A 21851-nucleotide genomic window follows, 5' to 3' on the forward strand; every position below is an offset into this window, starting at 1 on the left:
CCTGGTGGGGCATTGATCAGGAAGGGTTCCTGATCATTACGGCAGGTTGGAGAACAGGGTGCCGCTCGGGGTGTCGCCCGACATCTCCCAGATCATGGTGCCGAGCAGACCCTTGGACTTGACGTAGGCGGCCTTCTGGGCGATCGACCAGGGGTCGTCGAAGGACCACCACTGGCCGCCCGCGCCGGTGTAGCCGTAGGTGGCCACGGCCTGGGTGTCGTGGTAGACGGTGAGGCCGGGGACGCTGGTGATCAGGTTGTTGTAGCCGCGCGTCCCGGCCTCCTCCTGGAACTGGCCGGGGGCCGCGCCGCCCGCTGCCTGCCAGAGGCCGTGGGTGCCGCCGTCGGTGACGGTCTGCCAGCCGCGGCCGTAGAACGGGATGCCGATGGTGAGCTTGCGCGGGTTGATGCCGGCGGTGAGGTACTGCTGGACGGCGGCGTCGGTGCTGAAGTGGAAGCCGTACGGGTCGGCGGTGGAGGCGTAGAGGTTGGCCTGGTGGCCGGTCAGGTTCGGCTCCCAGGAGTTGTCGCTGCCGGAGCCGTGGAAGTCGTAGCCCTGGATGTTGCCGATGTCCAGGGACGTGAAGTCCTGGCCGAGGTCCCAGCCGGCGCCGATCTTGTTCTGGTCGGCCGGGGTGAAGGCCGTGAGCAGCTTGTGCGGGCCGGGCAGCGCGTCCAGCTGGCGGCGGAACTCGGCCAGCAGGGCGGTCAGGTTCGCCTTGTCGTTCGCGGAGTAGTGGTTGCCCGGGTGGCCGTCGGGCGAGCCGGGCCACTCCCAGTCGATGTCGATGCCGTCGAAGATCCCGGCCGCCGTGCCCGGGCCGCCCGCGCCGCTGTAGGAGGGCAGGTTGCCCTTGATCCAGGTGTCGATGCAGGAGGCGACCAGCTTCTTGCGGGAGGCGTCGGTGGCCGCCGCGTCGGAGAAGAACTTGGAGTACGTCCAGCCGCCGAGCGAGACCACCACCTTGAGGTTCGGGTACTTGGCCTTGAGCTTCTTGAGCTGGTTGAAGTTGCCGCGCAGCGGGGCGTACCCGTCGTCGGCCACCCCGTCCACCGACTGGGCCGCGCTCATCGGGCGGGCGTAGTCGGCGTCGGCGTCACCCGCGCCCGTCCCCTGGTCCGGGTCCTCCGGGTTGCTGGTGGTGCCCTTGGTGACGCCGGCCAGGCAGGTGAGGTTGGTCGGGTCGATGTTCTCGAAGGCGTAGTTGACCACGTCGAGCTTGGCCGCGCTGCCCGAGGTGTCGAGGTTCTTCACGAAGTACTGGCGCCCGTAGATGCCCCACTGGACGAAGTACCCGACCTTGGCGTACTTGCCCGAGCCCACGATGTCCCCGGTGGTGACGGAGAGTTGGTTCGAGGCCGGGGAGGCGTTGTCGGCGGCGTCCCGGGCCTTGACGGTGAAGGCGTAGGCGGTGGCCGGGGCCAGGCCCGTGACGGTGGCCGAGGTGCCGGCCACGGTCTGCACCAGGGCGCCGCCCTGGTAGACGTCGTAGGCCACCACGCCGACGTTGTCGGTGGCCGCGTCCCAGGCGAGCGAGACGCTCGAGGAGGTGGTGGCGGTGGAGCGCAGGTGGCCCGGGGCGGTGGGCGGGACCGGGTCGGTGGCGGGGTCGACCGTGGTGGCCGTCAGCGGGGTGCTGAGCGGGCCGGTGTTGCCCCGGGTGTCCTTGGCGCGGACGGTCAGGGTGTAGGAGGTGGCCGGGGTCAGCCCGGTGAGGGTGGCGCTGGTGGTGGTGGAGCTGCCGAGCACGGTGGTGCCGCTCAGCACGTCGTAGGAGGCCACCGGGAAGTCGCCGGCCGTGGCGGCCGGCCAGCCGAGCGCCAGGGTGTGGGCCGTGGCGGTGGTGAGCTTGGGCGCGCCGGGGGCGCCCGGTGGGACGTCCGCGCTGCCGTCGCACTTGTCGCCGTTGATCCGGCAGTTCAGCGGGGTGGTGATCGGGCCGGTGGCCACGAACCAGAAGCTGTACGGCTCGGTGGTGGAGTGTGCGGCCACCGTGCCGTTGTAGTACGCGTTGGTGGCCGTGACGTGCTGGCCGCTGGTGGTGGCGGTGCCGTTGTAGCTGCTGGAGATCGAGACGCCGGCCGGGAGGTCGAAGGTGAGCGTCCAGCCCGTGACGGCGGTGGCGTTGTCGTTGTGCACCACGTAGGTGCCCTTCCACCAGGAGCCGTTGTCGGCCGTGGTGAAGGTGGCGGTCAGCCTGCCCGCCGCGTGCGCGGGGGCGGCCACCAGCAGGGCGATCGGCAGGGCGAGGGCGGCCAGCACGGCGGCGGCCCGGGACCTGAAACGGTGACGGATGTGCATGCGGTTGCTCCCTGTGTGGTGTGGGGGTGCCGTACAGGGGTGCAGGGGAGTGGGGGTGCCCTCGGGCAGGTTAGGAGGACTGGACCAATCCGTCAACAGGACTAGACCAGAAGGTAAATGACGGCAGGTCAGCCCGAGGCGGCTCAGCCCCGGGCGGCTCAGCTCGAGGCCCGTCAGCCCGAGGCCGGCCGGCCAGGGCGGGTCAGCCGCAGAGTTCGTCGGCCAGCGGGCTGCGCGCGTACAGCACCACCCGGCCGTGCCGGACCCGGGTGACCAGGCGGGTCGCGTGCAGCACGCCCAGGTGCTGGCTCACCGCGCCGGGGCTCACGCCGAGGTGGCCGGCCAGCTGGGTGGTGGAGGCGGGCTCGGCGAGCAGGGTGAGCAGGCGGGCCTTGGGGGCGCCGAGCAGCTGGGTGAGGGCCTGCGGGGTGGGCGGCAGCTGCGGGGTGGAGGCCATCGCGCCCTGGCCGCGCACCGGGTAGGTGACGATCGGCGGGGAGTGGTAGCTGATCGTGGTGATCGCGCCCCGGCAGAAGAAGGTCGGGGTGAAGACCAGGCCCCGGCGGGCCACCGGGATCTCCTCGTCCTCGGGCGTCCAGTCGCGGTCGATGGTCAGCACGCCGTCGTCCCAGGAGAGCCGGTGGTCGAGGTCGGCGAAGAGGGCCGCCGAGCCGCGTTCGGCCAGGATCTTCGAGCGGTGCACGATGTCGGCGTGCAGCACCGGCCGGGCGCGCGGCCACCAGGCCGGGGCCAGGCAGTGCTCCCAGTACTCCGCCAGCGCGTCGGCGATCTCGCCCAGCAGCCGGGCCGGATCGGCCAGGCCGGCCGCCAGGCGCGGCGGCAGCTCCTGGTCGTGCGGCAGGAAGGTGCGCTCCAGCTCGCCGGCCAGCTGCTCCGGCGGCAGGGCCCGGACCAGCTCCAGCTCACTGGCGAAGCTGGGAAAGGCGGTGGCCGGACGGGGCGTCAGGAAATCCGGGATGTACCGGTTGGTGGTGGCCACCAGCGAGCAGAGGAACTCGGTGTCCAGCTCCTCGAAGCGCGGCCGCAGCCGCTCGAACCAGGCCGTCTGCTGGACGTAGACGCCCGGGTGCTTCCACATCCGCAGGCTGAGCGCGGCCTCCTGGAGGGGCGAGCAGGCGAAGGAGGCGTCGGCCAGATCGGCCAGCGAGAGTCGGAATCGGTGCATTTGCCCCTCTTGTTTCCGCAGGTCCGGGCCCATGTCTTAGCCAGAGCCTAAATCAGTACCGGAGCCGTCCGGCAGCCGGTGTGATCGGGGCATGACCGCCACCTCCACGGCCGAATCCCCGGCCGCTCCAGCACGCCGTCGCAGCCTGCTCCATCCGGATCCGATGGTCCGTCGGCTGGCCCGGATCACCTTCGTCAACACCTTCGGCAACGGCCTGCTGATGACCCTCAGCGCGCTGTTCTTCACCCGGGTGCTCGGCTTCGCCGCCGGGCAGGTCGGCCTCGGCCTGACCGCCGCCGGGCTCTGCGGGGTGCTCGCCTCCATCCCGGCCGGCCGGGCCGCCGACCGCTGGGGCGCAAAACCGGTGCTGATCGCCCTGATCACCCTGGAGGGGCTCGGCACTCTCGGGTACGTGCTGGTGCACAGCTTCCCGCTGTTCGTGCTGCTCGCCTGCTTCACCACCGCCGCCGACCGGGGCTCGGCCGCCGTGCGCAACGCGATGTACGCCGAGGTGCTGCCCGCCGACGGCCGGGTGGCCGGGCGGGCGTACCTGCGGGTGGTGACCAACGTCGGCCTCGGCGGCGGCACCGTGCTCGCCTCCTTCGCGCTCCAGGTCGACACCCGCGGCGCGTACGTGCTGGCCATTCTGGCCGACGTGGTCTCCTTCGCGGTGGTCGCGCTGATGTGGGCCCGGGTGGGCACGCCGCGCCGGGCCACGGCCGGGGGCAGGGCCGGCGCCGCCGCGGGGGCGTCGTCGGCCGAGCCGGCGGAGAAGCAGGGCAACCCGGCGCTGCGCAACCTGCCGTTCCTGGTGGTGACCGCGCTCAACGCCGTGATGGCGCTGCAGTTCGCGGTGGTCGAGATCGGGGTGCCGCTCTGGATCGCCAAGGAGACCGCCGCGCCCCGGGTGATGGTCGCGGGCTCGCTGGTGGTCAACATGGTGCTGGTGGTGGCGCTGCAGGTGCGGGCCACCAAGGGCACCGAGCGGCCGGGGGCCGCCGGGCGGATCTTCGCCCGGGGCGGGCTGTTCGTGGCGGTGGCCTGCGTGGTGGAGGCGCTCGCGCACGGGCTGCCCGCCTGGGTGGCGGCGGTGCTGGTCTCGGCCGGGGTCGGCTTCCAGGCGCTCGGCGAGGTCTACACCCAGGCGGCCGGCTGGGCGCTCAGCTACGACCTCGCGGGGGAGGGCGCGCACGGCGCGTACCAGGGCGTGTTCAACGCCGGGATGTCCGCCTCGCTGATGGTCGGCCCCGCGCTGGTCACCACCGTGGTGATCGGGCACGGGCTGCTCGGCTGGAGTCTGCTGGCCGCGGTGTTCGCGGCGGCCGGTCTGGCGATGTCGCCCGCCGTGAAGTGGGCGCACCGCCGGGACGGGCTGAAGGCGGCCTGACCCACGGACGAGGCGGACCGGGCCCGGTGGGGTCTGGATCAAGGCGGGCGGACGTGCCAGAGTCCTCCCCGGGAGGCCGCGCCGGACCGGCGCCGTCCGACCGCAGACCCTCGCCCGGGCCCCGGCCCGGGGCCCTCACCAGCCGGAAAGCAGGCCAGCCGCGATGACCCGCGAAGTACCGCTCGTCCGCACCACCACCGCCGACTCCGTCACCACCCTGGAGCTGGACTCCCCGCACAACCGCAACGCCCTCTCCACCCGGCTGATGGCCGAGCTGACCGAGGGCCTCGCCAAGGCGGCGGCCGACCCGGACGTGCGGGCGGTGGTGCTCGGGCACACCGGCAAGGTGTTCTGCGCGGGGGCCGACCTCTCCGAGGCCACCGGCAGCGACCCGACGGTCGGTCCGCGCGGCCTGGTCGACATCCAGCGGGCCCTGGTCGACTGCCCCAAGCCGGTGATCGCCCTGGTGGACGGGCATGTCCGGGCCGGCGGCCTGGGCCTGCTCGGCGCCGCCGACCTGGTGATCGCCGGGCCGAAGTCCACCTTCGCCTTCACCGAGGTGCGGCTCGGGCTGGCGCCCGCCGTCATCTCGCTGCCGCTGCGCCCCAAGCTGACCTCGCGGGCCGTCTCCCGCTACTACCTCACCGGTGAGACCTTCGACGCCGCCGAGGCGGCCCGGATCGGCCTGATCACCGAGGCGGCCGAGGACCCGGCGGCGGCGCTGGCCGTGGTCCTGGACGCCGTCCGGCTCGGCTCGCCGCAGGGCCTGGCCGAGTCGAAGAGGCTCACCAACGCCGCCGTGGTGGCCTCCTTCGAGCAGCACGCGGAGGAGCTGGTGCAGCTCTCCGCCCGCCTGTTCGGCTCGGCGGAGGCGCAGCAGGGCATGCGCGCCTTCCTGGAGCGCCGCCCGGCCCCCTGGGCGGCGCCGGCCGAGCAGTGATGCCGGTTCAGACCCGGGCGAGCTCGCGCCAGACGGCGAACACCGACTGATCGCCCGTCACCTTGACGGCCGTCTCGTCCCGGAGGCGGTTCCAGAGCAGCAGGTAGAGGTCGTGGGCCGACCCGGCCAGCTCGCACTCGGCCGGGCCCTCGGCCCGCTCGACCACGAGCCGCCCCGGGTTGATCCGCAGCAGCCAGGGCGCGGGGCCGTCGGTCGGGCGGACCAGCAGGGTGCGCTCGCGGTCGCTGTGGATCCGGGCCTTCTCGCGGGAGAGCAGACCCGCCGTCAGCTCGGTGATGCCGTCGGCGGCGAACTCGGGCTCGAAGGCCGCGATCTCCAGCCCGGCCGCCGCCTCGGCGTCGACCCGGTGGATCGCGGTCTCGTGCGCCTGCCGCCGGGTCCAGAACGCCAGCGGGGAGGGCGCGGCCAGGAAGGTCCAGCACTCCAGGTCGGCGGGGGCCCCGGCCAGCGCCGCCACCAGCGCCCGGTGCCCCTCGACGAACCAGTCGTGCAGCTCGGCGTCGGCGGGCGCCTCGGCGTCCAGCGGCACCGGCTCGCGGTGGCCCTGCACCACGTACGAGGCGGCCCAGCGGTGCACCTTGCCGGTGTGGTGCACCAGGTCGCGCAGCGTCCAGCCCGGACAGGTGGGCACCGGCGCGTCGGGGGAGGCCGCGGCGATCGCGGCGGCGAGGAGCTCGCCGTCGCGGCGCAGCGCGGCGAGGTGGGCGGTGGTGGCCGGGGTCTGCGTGGTCTCCATGGGCGGGAGTCTGCCAGGGCGCTGTGACTTTGCTCGCCCTTTTTGTCAGGCTCGCAGCTCAGACCGATAGCGTGGGCCCATGCCGAACGCCCGTACGCTCCTGTCCGCCGCCCGTCTCGGGGCCCGCCGCGCCGCCGGCCGGCTGGTGCACCGGGGGTGGCGCTGGGTGCAGGAGACCGGGGCGGTCTCCAACCTGAACCCCGGGCCGTACCGGTTCGGGGAGTTGGGCGACGGCACCAAGCTGGCCTTCCCGATGGGCGCCGTCTTCAACGAGCGGTGGATCCACATCGGGCCGTTCTCGATCATCGGCGAGCGGGTCACCATCTCGGCCGGCTTCCTGCCCGGGCTCGACCTCGGCGAGGAGCCGGTGGTGCGGATCGGCGGCGGCTGCGTGATCGGGCGGGGCAGCCACATCGTCGGCCACCAGTCGATCACCCTCGGGGACGACGTCTGGACCGGCCCGTACGTCTACATCACCGACACCGCGCACTCGTACCACGACACCGAGCTGCCGATCGGCAAGCAGTGGCCGCGCAACGAGCCGGTGGAGATCGGGGCCGGCAGCTGGATCGGCACCGGCGCGGTGATCCTGCCCGGCGCCCGGATCGGCCGCAACGTGGTGGTGGCGGCCGGCTCGGTGGTCCGCGGCGAGGTGCCCGACCACAGCGTGGTGGCCGGCGCCCCGGCGAAGGTGGTGCGCAGCTGGGACGGGGCCGAGGGCTGGCAGCCGCCGTTCCGGCACGAGCCGCCGCAGCCGATCCCGGACGTGACCGCCGAGCAGCTGCGCGCCCTGATCGGCTGGGACCTGCGGCTGCCGGGCCAGAGCCAGGACTCCGCCTGACGGGTCGTCAGAGGGTTGCTGAGGCGAAGATCACTGATTGGTACGTACCGGAACCACCTCGCCTCGGCCTAGGATCTCCCTGGTCTGCGCACGATCTGCGCACATCTTTTCGACCTCGGGGGATTCATGAAGCTCCGCATCGGTGCCATCGCCGGCGCCGCCCTGCTCGGTTCGCTCGCGCTGCCCGCCCTCTCCGGCCAGGCCGTCGCCGCACCCGGCGACCTTTACGTGAACAAGAACAACGCCGCCTGCACCGACACCGGCAGCGGCACCGAGCGGGCGCCGTACTGCTCGATCCAGGCCGCCGCCGACCTGGTGCTGCCCGGCCAGACCGTGCACGTGGCGCGCGGCCAGTACCCGGCCGGGCTCAAGCTGACCCGCTCCGGCACCGCCGAGGCGCCGATCACCTTCCTCGGCGGCGCGGACGCCCCGGGCGACGTGAACAACGAGGCGGCCATCAACGCCTCCGGGGCCACCGTGCCCGCCATCACCGTCTCCGGCGCCCGGCACGTCTCGCTGAACGGCTTCACCGTGCTCGGCGGCGACAAGCCGGCCGTGCTGGTGCAGAACTCCTCGGCCGTCAGCCTGATGCGCGGCCTGATCGGCGGTGGCCGAGGCCCGGCGGTGCAGGTCACCGGCGAGTCGAGCGGGGTCACCGTCGGCCGGTACCGGTTCCTCAACAACGGCACCTCGGTGCAGGTCGACCCGGGCGTGCGGGGCACCGTGGTCACCACCAACTACTTCCACAACGACGACACCGTGGTCGCCGCCACCGACGCGCCCGGCACCGTGGTGGTGGCCAACACCGTGCGCAGCGAGTGCCACCCCGGCATCGTGCTGGCCGGGGCCTCCACCGGCTCCACGGTCGAGAACAACGCGGTGGAGACCGGCAAGCTGGACGACAGCAACCACGGCGGCGCCTGCGCCGACGGCTCGGCCGCCACCGGCATCACGGTGGCCGAGGCCGCGACCGCCGGCACCTTGGTCGACTACAACGTGGTCAGCCCGCTCAGCGGCGGCGCCGCGTACAGCTGGGCCGGTCACGCCTACGCCGGCCAGGCGCAGTTCGCCGCCACCGGCCAGGGCGCGCACGACCTGGTCGCCGACCCCATGGTGCCCACCGACGGCCGCCGCCCGGTCGGCCCGACCGTCGACTCGGCCGACGAGAAGGCGCCCGGCATGCTGCCGGTCGACCTGAGCGGCTACGGCGCGGTGGACGACCCGCTGGTGGCGAACTCCGGCACCGGCGCGGGCTACCGCGACCGGGGCGCCACCGAGTACCGCGAGTTCGGCTCGCTCTACACCCCGCTCGCGCCCCGCCGGGTGCTGGACACCCGCAGCGGCCTGGGCACCACGGCCGCCGGCCCGGTCCGCACCGACGGGTACGTGCACCTCAAGCTGCCCGCCGAGCTCAAGGGCGCCAAGGCCGTCACCATGAACGTCACGGTGACCGCCCCGACCTCGGCCGGCTACCTGACCGTCTACCCCGACGGCGTCGGCGGCACCACCGGCATCTCCAACCTCAACTGGACGGCCGGCACCACCATCGCCAACCTGGTGACCGTGCCGGTCACCGACGACACCGTCTGGTTCCACGTGGGCGGCCAGCCCGGCACCGTGCAGATCGTCGCCGACCTGCAGGGCTCCTACGGGCAGCAGGGCAACGCCTTCACCCCGACCGGCCCGGCCCGGGTGCTCGACACCCGCGAGGGCAACGGCGCCGCGCTGCGCCAGGGCCAGACCCTGGACCTGCCGCTCGCCGGCCTGCGCGGCATCCCGGCCGACGCCACCGCCGTGACCCTCAACATGACGGTCACCCAGCCCACCGACCGGGGCTACCTGACCGTCTACCCGGCGGGCACCGAGCGGCCCACCGCCTCCAACCTCAACTGGGTGCCCGGCCAGACCATCGCCAACCTGGTCACCGTGCCGGTCAAGGACGGCAAGGTCACCCTCTTCGCCGGCGGCGGCCAGGGCGAGGTGCACGTGGTCGCGGACGTGGCGGGCTACTACAGCCCCGGCAGCTACGGCACCTTCCGCTCGGTCACCCCGTACCGCCTGCTCGACACCCGCCAGGACGGCACCGCGGAGCCGGTCCGCAAGGCCGCCAAGGTGCCCGCCCGCGGCACCCTCGACCTCGCGATCGGCGGCAAGCCGGAGCTGGGCGACCCGTCCTCCCGCAACGGCGTGGCCGTGCTGAACGTGACGGTCACCAACACCTCGACGCCGGGTTTCCTCACCGCCTACCCGTACGGCACCGAGCGCCCGCTGGCCTCCAACCTCAACTGGACGGCCGGGCAGACCATCCCCAACCAGGTGGTCGTGCCGGTCAAGAACGGCAAGATCTCGCTGTACAACGGCAGCACCGGCAGCACCGACCTGGTGGTCGACGTGCTGGGCTACCAGACCTGGTAGCCGCCTCCGGCCCCGCCATGTGACTGGGATCACGCGGCGGGGGCCGGGCAGGCGAAATGCGCGGGGCGGCGGGGTGGTTGTGGGCCGTGAAGCATGTGCAGCACCTGAAGTGTGCAGCACGTGAAGTACGTCCGAGTACGTCGAAGTACGTCCAGCCAGAGCGTCGATATCCTGCGAGGAACACCGATGACCAGCACCGCAGCACCCGCCTCCCGCGCGGCCGAGATCCTCTCCCGGCCGGTGCAGCTCAACGGCCTGACCGTGCCCAACCGGATCGCGATGGCGCCGATGACGCGCCAGTTCTCGCCGGGCGGGGTGCCGGGGGAGGACGTGCGGTCGTACTACGCGCGGCGCGCCGCCGCCGGGGTGGGGCTCATCGTCACCGAGGGCACCTACGTCGGGCACGACTCGGCCGGCCAGAGCGACCGCATCCCGCGCTTCCACGGCGAGGAGCAGCTGGCCGGCTGGGCCAAGGTGGCCGAGGAGGTGCACGCCGCGGGCGGCACCATCGTGCCGCAGCTCTGGCACATCGGCATGGTGCGCAAGCAGGGCGAGCCGCCCTACGCCGACGCCCCCGCCCTCGGCCCCTCGGGCCTGCGGCTGGACGGCACCGAGGGCACCGGCCGGGCGATGACCCGCACCGACCTGGACGAGGTCACCGCGGCCTTCGTCGAGGCCGCCGCGGCCGCCGAGCGGATCGGCTTCGACGGCATCGAGCTGCACGGCGCCCACGGCTACCTGCTCGACCAGTTCCTCTGGGAGGGCACCAACCGGCGCACCGACGGCTACGGCGGCGACCCGGTCTCCCGCACCAAGTACGTGGCCGAGCTGGTGGCCGCCGTCCGCGCCGCCGTCTCGCCCACCTTCCCGGTGATCTTCCGCTACTCGCAGTGGAAGCAGGAGGCCTACTCCGCCCGCCTCGCCGAGACCCCGGCCGAGCTGGAGGCCATCCTCGCCCCGCTGGCCGAGGCCGGCGTCGACGCCTTCCACGCCTCCACCCGCCGGTACTGGATCCCCGAGTTCGAGGGCTCCGACCTCAACCTGGCCGGCTGGACCAAGAAGCTCACCGGCCGCCCCACCATCACCGTCGGCTCGGTCGGCCTGGACGGCGACTTCATCCACGCGTTCATGGGCGAGGGCGCCCCGACCCGCAGCATCGACGAGCTGCTCGACCGCCTCGAGCGGGACGAGTTCGACCTGGTCGCGATCGGCCGCGCGCTGCTCCAGGACCCGGAGTGGGCCGCCAAGGTGCTGTCCGGCCGGTTCGAGGAGCTCAAGCCGTACGAGGCCGCGGCGGTGAAGACCCTCAGCTAGGGCCTCAAGAGAAGCCCCGATCCCTGTCGCTCCGCCAGGCGTCGGCCACCAGCTCGGTGAGGCCGGAGCGTTCGGGTCTCCACCCGAGCGCTCCGGCGATCCGGGTGGTGTCGGCCGCCAGGTACGGAGCCTCGTTCTTCGGCGGGTGGCGGCGGACCGGCACGGGCCGGCCGGTGACCCGCTCGACGGTGGCGATGATCTCGGCCATCGAGGCCGGGGTCGCGCCCACGTTGAAGGTGTGGACGCCCGGCGCGAGCGGGGCGGTCAGCGCCAGCGCGTAGGCCCGGGCCAGGTCGGCCACGTGCACGAAGTCGCGGACCAGGCCGCCGTCCCCGTTGAGGTCCAGCTGCGGGTGGCGGCCGGCCGCCACGGCCAGGGCACGCGGGATGATCCGGGTCTCGTCCCGGTCCTCGGTGCCGCCCACGTTGAAGCAGCGCAGCACCACGCCGGTCAGCTCGCCGTTCAGCCGACCGGCCCGGGCGTGCAGGGCCTGCTCGGCGGCCAGCTTGGAGGCGCCGTACGGGTTGCCGGGCGCGGGCTCGGTGAGCTCGGTGATCGGCTGCCGCTCGGGCGCGCCGTAGACCGCCGCCGTGGAGGCGAGCACGAAGCGCGGCGGCGGGCCCGGGCCGGCGGTCACCGCGTCCAGCAGCGCCTCGGTGCCGCCCAGGTTGACCCGCCGGTACTCCTCGGCCAGCTCGCCGGAGGCCCGGCCGTTGGTCAGCGCGGCCAGGTGGCAGACTGCGTCCACCCCGGCCACGGCCGGAGCGAGGGCGACGGGGTCGCCGCGGTCGGCGTGGTCGCCGAGGTCGGCGTGGTGCACGCCCTCCACCGGCAGCTCGGGCAGCGGCTCGCCGCTCGGGCGGTGGGTCAGCGCCCGGACACGGTGGCCGTCGGCGGCCAGCCGGCGCACCACGGCGCGGCCGACGAACCCGTACGCGCCGGTGACCAGGACCAGCATCAGCCCGCCCGGCCGAGCGCCGGTCCGGCGACCAGGGCCCGCATCAGGCCGCCCGGCGGAGCGTCACCACGGCCACCACGCCGTCCACCCGGAGCTGGTCCTCGCCCTGCTCCAGCAGCACCGCGTCGTACTCGCCGAGCACCAGATCGGCCGCGCCGAGCTCGGCGGTGCCCTGCAGACAGACCAGCAGCACCACCGCGCCCGCGGGCACCGCCACGTCCCGCTGGAAGTCGGCCAGCTCCACCTCGGCGGTGGCCCGGCCCCGGCGGGTCATCACGTTGAAGTCGACCACCGGGCCGCCGAGCAGCCGGCAGTCGGTCTCGGCCCCGCCGTCGAAGGCGAACGGGAGGTAGGGCTTGCAGAGCTCGTGCGGGGTGCCGCCGACGGTGAGCGCCATGCCCTCGCCCCGGACCACCGTGATCACCCGGTCGATGCCCTCGAACCGGGAGAACGGTCCGCCCTGCGCCACGTCGGCCAGGCTGACCCGCCAGTCGAACTCCGCCAGCCCGGCGCCCTCGGGGTGCCCGGCCACCTCCCGCGTCACGCCGCCGCCGTTCAGCCAGGGCGTGGCCGCCCGGCTCGCGGCCCGCAGTACCCGTACCGTCATCTGCCCTCCTCGTCCGCCACCTGCTGGTCCTCCGCAAACTGCTGGTGAGACTAGCCCACGGCGGTACGGGCGGGCGCCGGCTGCGACCGGCGCCCGTACCGGCAGTCCGACCGGCGCCGGAGCGGCCGGGTGCGGCTGCGCCGGGCTCACGCCAGGGCCTCCGCGAGCAGGGCGGCGGTGGCGGCGATCAGCGGTTCGTCGGCGGGGGCGGCCTGGTCCTGCTTGGTGGCGAGCACGGTGAGCACGATCGGGGCGCGGCCGGGCGGCCAGGTGAGGCCCGCGTCGTTGGTGGTGCCGTAGTCACCGGTGCCGGTCTTGTCGGCCAGCGTCCAGCTCTCCGGCAGCCCGGCGCGGAAGCGGTGGGTGCTGGTGGTGTTGCCCTTCAGCCAGTCGGTCAGCCGGGCCCGGTCCGGCGCGTCGAGCGCGTCCCCGAGGGTGAGCCGGGCGTAGGTCCGGCCCAGGGCCGCCGGGCTGGAGGTGTCCGTCACCCGCCCCGGCTCCGCCGAGTTCAGCGCGGGCTCCCAGCGGTCGAGCCGGGTGGTGCGGTCACCGACGGACCGGCAGAACCGGGTGACGGCGGTCGGCCCGCCGAGTTCGCGCAGCAGCAGGTTGGCCGCGCAGTTGTCGCTGTACCGGATCGCCGCCGCGCAGAGGTCGGCCACGGCCATCCCGTTCGCGAGGTTGGCCGGCTGCCCGGTGATCGGGGCGTAGCCGGCCGCCTTCACCTCCTGCTCGGAGTAGCGGATCACCTTGGCCAGGTACGTGCCGTCCCGGTCGAGGTCGCGGAGCACGGCCGCGACGGCGATCGTCTTGAAGGTCGAGCAGAACGGGAACAGCTCCTCGGCCCGGTAGCGGACCGTGCGGCCGGTGCCGGTGTCCTGGGCGAAGACGCCGAGGCGGGCGGAGTGCCGCTGCTCCAGGGCGCTGAGCCGGTGGTCGAGGTCGACCGTGGTGTCCTTCTCGGTGCTCGGCTGCTGGGCAGGCCCGGCTTCAGGCCCGGGGTCGGGGTCGGCGCTGGCCGTGGAGCGCTCGGCGGTGGCCAGGACGACGGTGAGGCCCGCCGCGGCGGCTCCGGTGAGCACCTGACGCCGACTCGGTCGCAGCAGCATGGATGTGGTCCTCTGTTCGGTGCGGGGCTTCGGGTGAGTGGGGTTCCGTTCGTGTTCGTCCCTTGGTCCGACGCCGGTGCGGGCGGTTCCGGTTCCGTTCTTGAGGGGTGGTCAGCGGCGGCGGGCGGTGCGGGCAGTGGGGCTCAGCGGCGGCGGGCGGTGGTGGCGAGCAGGCCGGAGAGGGCGGCTGCGGCGGCCACCGTGGTGAGCGCGGCCGGCAGGCTGGTGGCGTCCGCGAGCAGACCGATCACCGGCGGGCCGATCAGCATGCCCGCGTAGCCGAGCGCCGAGGCGGTGGCCACCCCCTGGGGGCCGCCGACCGCCCCGGCCCGGGCGATGGCCAGCGGGAAGGTGTTGGCCAGCCCGAGGCCGACCAGCGCCAGCCCGAGCAGCGCGACCGGTACGGAGGGCGCGAGCGCCGCCGTGAGCATCCCCGCGCAGGCCGTCAGCCCGCCGGCCAGCATCAGCCTGGTCTGGCCGAGCCGGACGGAGAGCCAGGTGCCGCTCACCCGGCCGGTGGTCATCGCCAGCGCGAAGGCCGCGTACCCGCCCGCCGCCACCCCGGCGCTCGCGTGCACGTCATCGGTGAGGTGGAGGGTGGCCCAGTCGGCGAGGGCTCCTTCGCCGTACGAGCTGCAGAGGGCCGTCAGGCCGAGCAGCAGCACCAGGAGGTGGGTCTTCTTCGGGCCGGTGGGGGCGGGGGAGGCGGCCGTGGCCTTGGTGCGGACGGGCGGGGTGGGCCGCTGCTCGCGGAGCAGCACGGCGCCCGCGAGAGTGGAGACCAGCAGGCCGAGCGCGCCGCCGAGGGCCAGGGCCCAGGCGGTGGTGAGGCTGCCGGCCAGCGCGCCGCCGACCGCTGCGCCGAGCAGGCCGCCGAGGCTGTACCCGGCGTGGAAGCTCGGCATCACCGGCCGCCGCAGGGCCGCGACCAGCTCGACGGCGGCGCTGTTCATCGCCACGTTGGCCGCGCCGTAGCCCGCGCCGAAGAGCAGCAGGCCCGCGCCGAGGGCGGTGACGGTGTGGGCGTGCGCGGGCAGCGGCAGAGCGAGGCTCAGGGCGATCAGGGAGGCTACGGTGACCTGGCGGGAGCCGTACCGGACGCAGAGCCGCCCGACCAGCGGCATGATCGCGACGGCGCCGGCCGAGATGCAGAGCAGGGCGAGGCCCAGGGCACTGTGCGAGGCGCCGACCTGGGCGCGGATGTCCGGGATTCGGACCACCCAGGCGGCGAAGAGGAATCCGTCGACGGCGAAGAAGGCGGTGAGGGCGAGGCGGGCGGGGCTCCAGGGCTTGGGGCCGTCCGGGTGAGGTGGTGGCGTGGTGGCACGGGCGCGGGTTTTGTTCAGCAGCGGCACAAAGTCAGAATAGGGGCAGGCGGCGGACCCGGACAAGCTCGGAGTCTCAGGCTGAGCTGAAGGGTGAGATTGAGGTGGCAGGGACGGATGAGGTGGACGGGAGTGGAGTGGCTCGGGTGGCTCGGATGAGTGGTGCGGGTGCAGAGGGTACTGCTGCGGCGGGCGGTGCGGCAGGTGCGGAGGGTGCTGTTGCGGGGGGCGGTGCTGCGGGCGGTGGTGCGGGTGCGGAGGGCAGTGCTGCTGCGGCGGGCGGTGGTGCGGGTGCGGAGGGTGCCGGTGGTCTCGGCGGTGCCGGCGCGAGTGGGGAGGTGCGGCGGGTGGTGCCGGATCGGGGGCGGACCCTGCTCGGGCCGGCGCTGGCCCTGGTGCACACCGGGCAGGCGCCCACCCGGTCGGCGCTGACCAGTGCGTTGGACGTGACCCGGGCGACGGCCGGGGCGATCAGCGCCGAGCTGGAGGCGCTCGGGCTGATCACGGTCGACTCCAGCCCGGCCGGCGGCGGCCGCGGCCGCCCCTCGCACCGGCTCGCGATCGACCCCGAGGGCCCGGTGGTGATCGCCGCCCAGCTGCACGCGGACGGACTGAGCGTCGCCCTGGCCGGGCTCGGCGGGCGGATCGGCACCCCCGTGCACCATCCGCTGCCCGCCGCGACGGATCCGGTGCGGCTGCTGCGGGCCGTGGCGGCGGCCGGCGCCGAGCTGGCCCGGGCCTCGGCCCGGCGTTGTCTGGGCGCGGGCCTCGCGCTGCCCAACCCGGTGACCGAACCGGACGGCGCCGCGCTGGCCGCCCTGCACTTCGCCTGGCCGAGCGGCACGCCGGTGGCGGACCTGTTCGCCGAGGAGATCCGCAAGGCGGACCTCGGTCCGCGCGCCCGCAGCCCCTTCCCGAACGCCGTGGCCAACGACGCCAACCTCGCCGCCCTGGCCGAGCACCGCCACGGTGCCGGCCGCGGCGCCCGCCACCTGCTCCTGGTCACCTCGGGCCACCGAGGCGTCGGCGGCGCCCTGGTGATCGACGGCCGCCTGCACACCGGCAGCGCCGGCCTCGCCCTGGAGGTCGGCCACCTGACGGTCGACCCGCAGGGCCGCCCCTGCCCGTGCGGCAACCGGGGCTGCCTCAACGTCGAGACCGACCCGGAGGCCCTGCTCGCCGCCGCCGGCCGGGCGGTGGAACCGGGGCGGCCGGTCCTCGAGCAGGCGAGGGAGGTGGTGGCTGCGGCTTACGGGCCCCTGCGGGCGCCGGCGGTGGACGACTGCGCCCTGGCTTCCGGCGGGGGCGGCTCGGTTTCCGGTCGGGCTGTCGACGCTCGCTCGGGCGGCCCGAGCGGGTACGACTCGGCTTCGGGCTCGAGTGAGGAGGGCCGGTCGGTGGGCCTGGGCACCTCCGGGAGTTCGACGGCCGCGGCGGCGGTGGGGCGTCCGTCCGTTGCGGCGATCGACGACTGTGCGGCGGACCCGGCCGCATCCGGTTCGGCGCCGGATCCGGCGGCCAGGGCGGCCGTCGACCGGGCCGTGGACCACCTGGGGCTCGGGCTGGCCGGGTTGGTGAACATCCTCAATCCGGACCGGATCGTACTCAGCGGGTTGCACCGTGACCTGCTGCTCGCCGCGCCGGAGCGGCTGGCGGCTGTGGTGGCCGAGCGGTGCCTCTGGGGCCGGAGCGGGCGGGTGCCGATCGTCCCCGCCGAGGTGGTGCACGCCGGGCTGGTCGGAGCGGCGGAGCTGGCCTGGGAGCCGTTCCTCTGTGACCCGCAGTCGGTGCGGGGGTAGCCGCCGAGGTGAGTAGGGCTGCCATCTCGTCCGGCAGGATGCATGGGAGTGTCGCGGTCCAGGGCGACGGCCCCACATGTGCCTCCCGGTCGTGCGGATCGGGGCACCCGGCCCGCTCCAAGGCGGCCGTTGGTCTGATGACGGTCCCGTACCTGCGGATTCGGATGCCGTCTTCGGCAGCTGTGGCTCAGGGAGCACCCAGCACTGCCCGACGACGCGCTCACCCGGCTCCGGTACCTCGCCCCGAGGTCGGCTGCCTCAACAAGTGCGCGATGTGCAGCCGGGCCGCCGGCAGCGACCTGTGGCGCTTTATTCCGCTCGGCCTCACCCAGCTGGCGACCGCCCTCGCCGACGGCGCCGCCGCCCGGGGCGTGCAGATCGCCGGTGGCCGCATCCACCGGCCCGGCGTGCTCTTCCCCTACCTGGACAACGACCTCAGCTCCTGCCCCTACCGCGACACCTATGCCGAGCTGGCCCGCGACGTCCTCGGGGTGAAGATCCGCATGTCCTCGGTCGGGTTCTCCGCCCAGAACGCCGGCCTGACCGAGATGCACCGCCGGATCGTTGCCGAGTTAGGGGAGGTCTTCGACGGCATCCGCTTCTCGCTCACCCCGTACGCCACCGGCTACGTCGCCACGGCCCCGGCACCTCCTGCGACCAGTACACCGCTGACCTCGCCCACACCCCGCGGATCTGCCGGCCGCTGCTGGACTGACCGACACCACCGTGCACGACGCGCTCGCCGGGCTGCTGGCCGTGCAGCACCGGGCCGTCCCGGTACGCCTGCACCGGCTCAGCAACGCCGACGGCGACTACTACAGCGCCGACCCCGACTTCCACCCCGGCGGGCACTTCACCACCCTCAACCTCTACCCGGCCACCTGGAACTACGGGAGGAACGCGGCTTCGGGCGGGCCAGCCTCTCCACCGTCCGGGGCCCGATCTGGCGGATCACCCCGCTGCCCTTCACCGGCACCCGCCTGCCCGCCGCCGTCACCGGCCGCAAGATCGCGCCGACCGAGCAGCCCACCGTCCTCATCGAGGGGATGGACCCCTGCCACCTCGTCCTGGTCATGCGCGCCTCCGGCTGGCGGCTCCGCCGCTTCACCCTGGCAAGCAGATCGCCGACCTCGACAGCCCCGCCGCCCCGGTGCGCCGGTTCGAGCTGGAACCGATCACGGACGACAACTACACCTGGATCTGACCCTCGAACTGCCCACTGCCCACTGCCCACTGCCCACTGCGCTCCAGCCTCGGCAGCCCGCAGGGATTCAGCCGCGTGAGTGATTCCCTGCGGGCGCCTCCAGCAGGAGTCTGCTGTTCACGGCCGACGGTGCCGCATCGATCGGTATCTCGACCTTCCTGGCGGCTCGGTGATCAGGCCTGGTAGAGAGGAGCCCGACGAAGGAGACCAAAGGGCCGAGCGAGACCGGCCCACCCCCGCGTCGGCGGGGAGCACCCCGGCAAGTGGGTCCAGGCCGAGGGTTCGGTCGGCCCACCTCCGCCTCGGTGGGCACACCTTCTGACCTGCGGTGCAGCGACGGCTTTGCGATTTCTGTGCCCGGATCGTGCCGCGCAGACCACCTGTCCCACCGTCACGGTACTTGCTTCAGCCGACCAGCCGGCTCTCCATCGCGCTGCCCGCCACCGCCGTGGAGCGGGCGTCGGCCGATGGCGGTTCAACACTGCCATACCTTCCGATACGGCTCACCGTCGCATCGGCGCGGGTCTGTACGGATCCAACGCCGGGACGCTGTGCCTTCCCTGTTGCTACCTTCGCGGGGTGGACCGCGCACAGCTGACCGACGAGCACCCGATCCTGTTCCACATGGCCGAGGACGGCACGTGGCCCTCGATCCAGAAACATGGCTTGCTGAGCACCAAAGCCCTCGTCGACCTCTACGACCCGCCCCCGGCCGACCGCGCCGCCATCCTCCAGAACAGGCGCAGCGCGGGCTTCGTCCTGGAGGACCCGGCACGCGGCCGTGCGGTGGTCCGCGACCAGAAGCCGCTGCAACGCCTCGACCGCCTAGCGCCCGGCACCACACCGCAGGAGTTCCTCGACCTCCTCAACGGCCGGGTCTTCTTCTGGCTCACCCACGCCCGCCTCGACACGCTGCTCCGCGCCAAGGCCTACCGGGACCACGCCCAGCTGGTTCTCTACTTCGACACGGCCGAGCTCTTGGAGCGGCACGGCGCGAAGGTGCAGTTGTCCCCGTACAACAGCGGCAGCATCACGCGGGCCAACTCCCCGGTCCGCGGGCGCGACCTCTTCTGCGATATCGACGACTTCCCGTACGACAACTGGCGCAAGAAGGGCCGATCCCGCAGCAACGCCGTGGTGGAGCTGACCGTGGACCACGCCGTTCCCGATGCCGGCCGGCTTGCCGTCCGCGTGGAGCGCTGGCAGGGCGGCCACCGCACGGAGACCCTCCACCAGCGGTGACCACGACGACCGCTCTGCGACTCCCGAGTAGGGAGAACGTATGGCCATCGAGCCACTCCTTCCAGACCGCCGGAGCACCCCCGCATCGGCGGGAGGACCGGGCGGCCTCGTCCTACCCGCGCGTCGGCAGGGACCACCTCATCTGGAGCGACACGGCAGCGTAAGTGTCCGCCCCCGTGCCCCCGGGGGGAGCACGTTGGTGACTGCTGGTTGGAGTCGGCGGCGATGCTGGTCACGGATCGTGGGGAGTTCAGATGTAGGGCAGCAGGACCGAGGTGTCCAGGGCGAAGCCGAAGGGCTGCGGGATGTGGACGGTCTCGCCGAAGTCGGCTTCTTCCCTGGTCCGGTAGCGGCCGTTCTCGGGCTCGCTGAACAACGTGGCGGTCTTCTGGGAAGGGTCCACGATCAGGTAGAGGGGGATCCCCATCAGCGGGTAGTCGCGCAGTTTCCCCACCCAGTCGTTCTCGGGGTTGGAGGGGGAGACGATCTCCACCGCGATCAGGGCCGCCTCGGCCGGCAGCTCGTTGTTCTCGCCTTCGGGCACGTCCTCGGGCAGGACCGTCAGGTCAGGGGTGCGGGACTTGCGGACCTGCGGTGAGGCCAGTCCGCTGTTCTGGCTGGAGAAGTACCCGGCGGGGACATGGCCGGCGAACTGGCGCGCCACGTGGTCGAGGTTGCGCTGGTGGACGGCGGACGGGGCCGCCTGCATGATGATCACCTCGCCGGAGAACTCCACCTTGACGTTCTCCGGGGCGATCCTGCGGACTTCCTCGATCAGCTCGAGATGGTTCGGGTCCATGTCGTCTCCAGGGTAGGTGGACTCAGCCTACGGTCTTGATGTGACGCTGGGGCAGCAGGCGCCGTGGGAGTCCCGCGCGGACGCCGGTTCGCCGCCGCGTACGGGCGTGTCCGCCCCACTCGGCTCCGGTGCCCCGGTGGCGGCCGCGAACGGTACCGGCACGACCGTCGCCCCGGGAGCGCCCACGTCCTCAGCCCCACCGAGCACCCCAGCCGGGCCAGCAGCCGGCGGACCCGGTGCCCGGCCAGGTCGTCTCGGGCCCCGGCAGCCAGAGTGGTGGCACCACCGTCAGCGGCGGCGGCAACGGTGGCACGGGTTCCGGTACCGGCGCGAGTGGCGGGGGCGGAACCGGAACCGGAACCGGAACCGGAACCGGTACGGGAGGCGGTGGCGGGGGGCGGCGGCACCCAGCGCAGCCCGCAGCCGCCCGTCAACACCCCGGTCGACCCGCCGGCCTCGCCGCCGGCCTCGAACCCGCCCGCGCAGAGCGGCCCGCCGCAGGGCTGCGGTGGCACCGGCTGGGGTTACATCACCGGTGTCGGCAGCGGCCAGCGCCTTGGCCTCGGCTCCGGCGGTCTGGCGGGCGGCACTCCAGCGGTGGTGGGGCGCAACACCTCGTACGGCTGGCTGCGTTCGGCTCCGGACCCGGGTGGCTGGTACACCATCTATCCGTGCAACATGAGCTCGCCGGTGCTGGTGCAGAGCATGAACGACAAGACGGTCGGGCTGTACCCGGACTGGAGCGCGATGACCCGCTGGAAGGTGGAGACCGCCTCCACCCGGGGAGCGGTCTACCTGGCCAACTACATGGGCTCGACCTGCCTCACCGACAACGGCGCCGGTAACACCGCCACCATGGAGACCTGCACGCCCGGCAACTCCGCGCAGGAGTGGTACATCCCGTAGCGCGGCTGTGGTGTGTGCGAGCCTGTGCTGCCTCGCGGCGCAGGCCCGTGCCGCTCGGCCCTGATTGGTAGAGCCAGGTGGCGGCCCTACGTTCGGCGGTCAGACGTGGAGTTCGGGGGGAAAGCCCGTCCAGCGCAGGTCGTCGGGGAGGTGGCGGGTGTCGTTGGAGACCAGGACGGTGGCGGGGCGGCCGGGGGCGTAGCGGATCACGGTGAGGGCGGCGTTGGCGTGGTTGAGGCCGAGCCAGCGCCAGGCCGGGGCGTGCATGGCCTCGCGGACCAGCCAGGCGATCAGGAAGTTGTGGGTGACGACCAGTTCGTGGCGGTCGGTGGGGCCGGGCACCGGGCCGGTGAAGTGGGCGAGGGCCTCGCGGGCGAGGGCGGGGCCGGTGCGGCGGTCTTCTTCGGTGGCCTGGGCGAGGAAGCGGAGGTAGTGGTCGGCGGCCTCGGGCGGGAGCTCCTCGCGGGTGGGGAGGTGCGGGACGTAGTCGCCGGCGGGTTCGCAGACGTGCTGCGGGAGGTCGGGGAGCTGGGCGCCGATCAGGCGGGCGGTCTCGGCGGCGCGGGGGAGCGGGCCGTGGTGGACGGCGGTGAGGGGCACGCCCCGGAGGCGGCGGCCGAGGAGGGTGGCCTGCTGCCGGCCGGCCGCCGTGAGGCCGGTCTCGTCGGGGGTGGCCTCGCCGTGGCGGGCCAGGTAGAGGTAGCGGGCGGCCGTGGCGGGCATGGTGCGGCTCCGTGGGGGCGTGCAGGCGCCGTGGGCGG

At 73.7% G+C, this 21851-nt stretch carries 18 protein-coding genes; 9 read left to right on the plus strand and 9 right to left on the minus strand.

What is annotated here, in order from left to right; genetic code table 11:
- Positions 1–36: 36 nt before the first annotated feature.
- Together CFP65_RS33630 and CFP65_RS33635 are read right to left on the minus strand one after the other, a co-directional pair.
- The gene (locus CFP65_RS33630) at positions 37–2301 is read right to left on the minus strand and encodes a glycosyl hydrolase family 18 protein (protein WP_104819718.1); all 2265 of its coding nucleotides are present in this window, start codon (positions 2299–2301) and stop codon (positions 37–39) included.
- A gap of 202 nt (positions 2302–2503) precedes the next feature.
- A complete protein-coding gene (locus CFP65_RS33635) occupies positions 2504–3487 on the minus strand; it encodes a helix-turn-helix transcriptional regulator (RefSeq protein WP_104819719.1) in 984 nt (327 codons plus the stop codon).
- A gap of 91 nt (positions 3488–3578) precedes the next feature.
- Between CFP65_RS33635 and CFP65_RS33640 the strand changes: the two genes are divergently transcribed.
- Together CFP65_RS33640 and CFP65_RS33645 are read left to right on the plus strand one after the other, a co-directional pair.
- Positions 3579–4874: an MFS transporter gene (locus tag CFP65_RS33640; protein ID WP_104819720.1), complete on the plus strand. Its 1296-nt coding sequence runs from the start codon at positions 3579–3581 to the stop codon at positions 4872–4874.
- A 163-nt stretch (positions 4875–5037) separates the two neighbouring features.
- Positions 5038–5814: an enoyl-CoA hydratase family protein gene (locus tag CFP65_RS33645; protein WP_104819721.1), complete on the plus strand. Its 777-nt coding sequence runs from the start codon at positions 5038–5040 to the stop codon at positions 5812–5814.
- A gap of 7 nt (positions 5815–5821) precedes the next feature.
- On the opposite strand, the gene CFP65_RS33650 is transcribed toward CFP65_RS33645, so the two are convergent.
- Positions 5822–6571, minus strand: a complete 750-nt coding sequence (locus CFP65_RS33650; RefSeq protein ID WP_104819722.1) for a maleylpyruvate isomerase family mycothiol-dependent enzyme — start codon at positions 6569–6571, stop codon at positions 5822–5824.
- A 79-nt stretch (positions 6572–6650) separates the two neighbouring features.
- Here CFP65_RS33650 and CFP65_RS33655 point away from each other — a divergent pair, with 79 nt between their 5' ends.
- The 3 genes from CFP65_RS33655 (at position 6651) to CFP65_RS33665 (ending at position 11141) form a co-directional block, all read left to right on the plus strand.
- On the plus strand, positions 6651–7412 hold the full coding sequence (locus CFP65_RS33655) for an acyltransferase (RefSeq protein ID WP_104819723.1): 762 nt from the start codon (positions 6651–6653) through the stop codon (positions 7410–7412).
- A gap of 126 nt (positions 7413–7538) precedes the next feature.
- Positions 7539–9827 (plus strand): right-handed parallel beta-helix repeat-containing protein, encoded by a 2289-nt coding sequence (locus tag CFP65_RS33660; protein WP_104819724.1) that lies wholly within the window; start codon positions 7539–7541, stop codon positions 9825–9827.
- A 186-nt stretch (positions 9828–10013) separates the two neighbouring features.
- Positions 10014–11141, plus strand: coding sequence for an NADH:flavin oxidoreductase (locus CFP65_RS33665; RefSeq protein WP_104819725.1), 1128 nt, complete (start codon positions 10014–10016; stop codon positions 11139–11141).
- A gap of 4 nt (positions 11142–11145) precedes the next feature.
- Here CFP65_RS33665 and CFP65_RS33670 read toward each other — a convergent pair whose 3' ends face one another.
- From CFP65_RS33670 to CFP65_RS33685, 4 genes are all read right to left on the minus strand, one after another.
- A complete protein-coding gene (locus tag CFP65_RS33670) occupies positions 11146–12099 on the minus strand; it encodes an NAD(P)-dependent oxidoreductase (protein WP_104819726.1) in 954 nt (317 codons plus the stop codon).
- 43 nt (positions 12100–12142) lie between these two features.
- A complete protein-coding gene (locus tag CFP65_RS33675) occupies positions 12143–12706 on the minus strand; it encodes a HutD family protein (RefSeq protein WP_104819727.1) in 564 nt (187 codons plus the stop codon).
- A 146-nt stretch (positions 12707–12852) separates the two neighbouring features.
- A complete protein-coding gene (gene bla, locus CFP65_RS33680; protein ID WP_104819728.1) occupies positions 12853–13815 on the minus strand; it encodes a class A beta-lactamase in 963 nt (320 codons plus the stop codon).
- Positions 13816–13958: 143 nt separating this feature from the next.
- Entirely contained in the window at positions 13959–15170 is a 1212-nt protein-coding gene (locus CFP65_RS33685; RefSeq protein WP_104819729.1) for an MFS transporter, read from the minus strand.
- Between the two features lie 317 nt (positions 15171–15487).
- Between CFP65_RS33685 and CFP65_RS33690 the strand changes: the two genes are divergently transcribed.
- The 3 genes from CFP65_RS33690 to CFP65_RS33710 all read left to right on the plus strand — a co-directional run bounded on the left by CFP65_RS33690 (position 15488) and on the right by CFP65_RS33710 (position 19385).
- A complete protein-coding gene (locus CFP65_RS33690) occupies positions 15488–16939 on the plus strand; it encodes an ROK family protein (RefSeq protein WP_371682491.1) in 1452 nt (483 codons plus the stop codon).
- 272 nt (positions 16940–17211) lie between these two features.
- A complete protein-coding gene (locus tag CFP65_RS39410; protein WP_158702489.1) occupies positions 17212–18222 on the plus strand; it encodes a hypothetical protein in 1011 nt (336 codons plus the stop codon).
- Between the two features lie 500 nt (positions 18223–18722).
- Positions 18723–19385: a hypothetical protein gene (locus CFP65_RS33710; protein ID WP_104819733.1), complete on the plus strand. Its 663-nt coding sequence runs from the start codon at positions 18723–18725 to the stop codon at positions 19383–19385.
- 250 nt (positions 19386–19635) lie between these two features.
- Here the strand turns inward: CFP65_RS33710 and CFP65_RS33715 are convergent, their stop codons facing one another.
- On the minus strand, positions 19636–20184 hold the full coding sequence (locus CFP65_RS33715) for a Uma2 family endonuclease (protein WP_104819734.1): 549 nt from the start codon (positions 20182–20184) through the stop codon (positions 19636–19638).
- A 387-nt stretch (positions 20185–20571) separates the two neighbouring features.
- Between CFP65_RS33715 and CFP65_RS39415 the strand changes: the two genes are divergently transcribed.
- A complete protein-coding gene (locus CFP65_RS39415) occupies positions 20572–21090 on the plus strand; it encodes a hypothetical protein (protein WP_158702490.1) in 519 nt (172 codons plus the stop codon).
- Between the two features lie 99 nt (positions 21091–21189).
- Here CFP65_RS39415 and CFP65_RS33725 read toward each other — a convergent pair whose 3' ends face one another.
- Complete coding sequence (locus CFP65_RS33725; protein ID WP_104819735.1) at positions 21190–21813, minus strand: histidine phosphatase family protein; 624 nt, start codon at positions 21811–21813, stop codon at positions 21190–21192.
- Positions 21814–21851: the final 38 nt, after the last annotated feature.

The organism is Kitasatospora sp. MMS16-BH015, assembly GCF_002943525.1.
In the GTDB taxonomy this organism is placed as follows: Bacteria; Actinomycetota; Actinomycetes; order Streptomycetales; family Streptomycetaceae; genus Kitasatospora.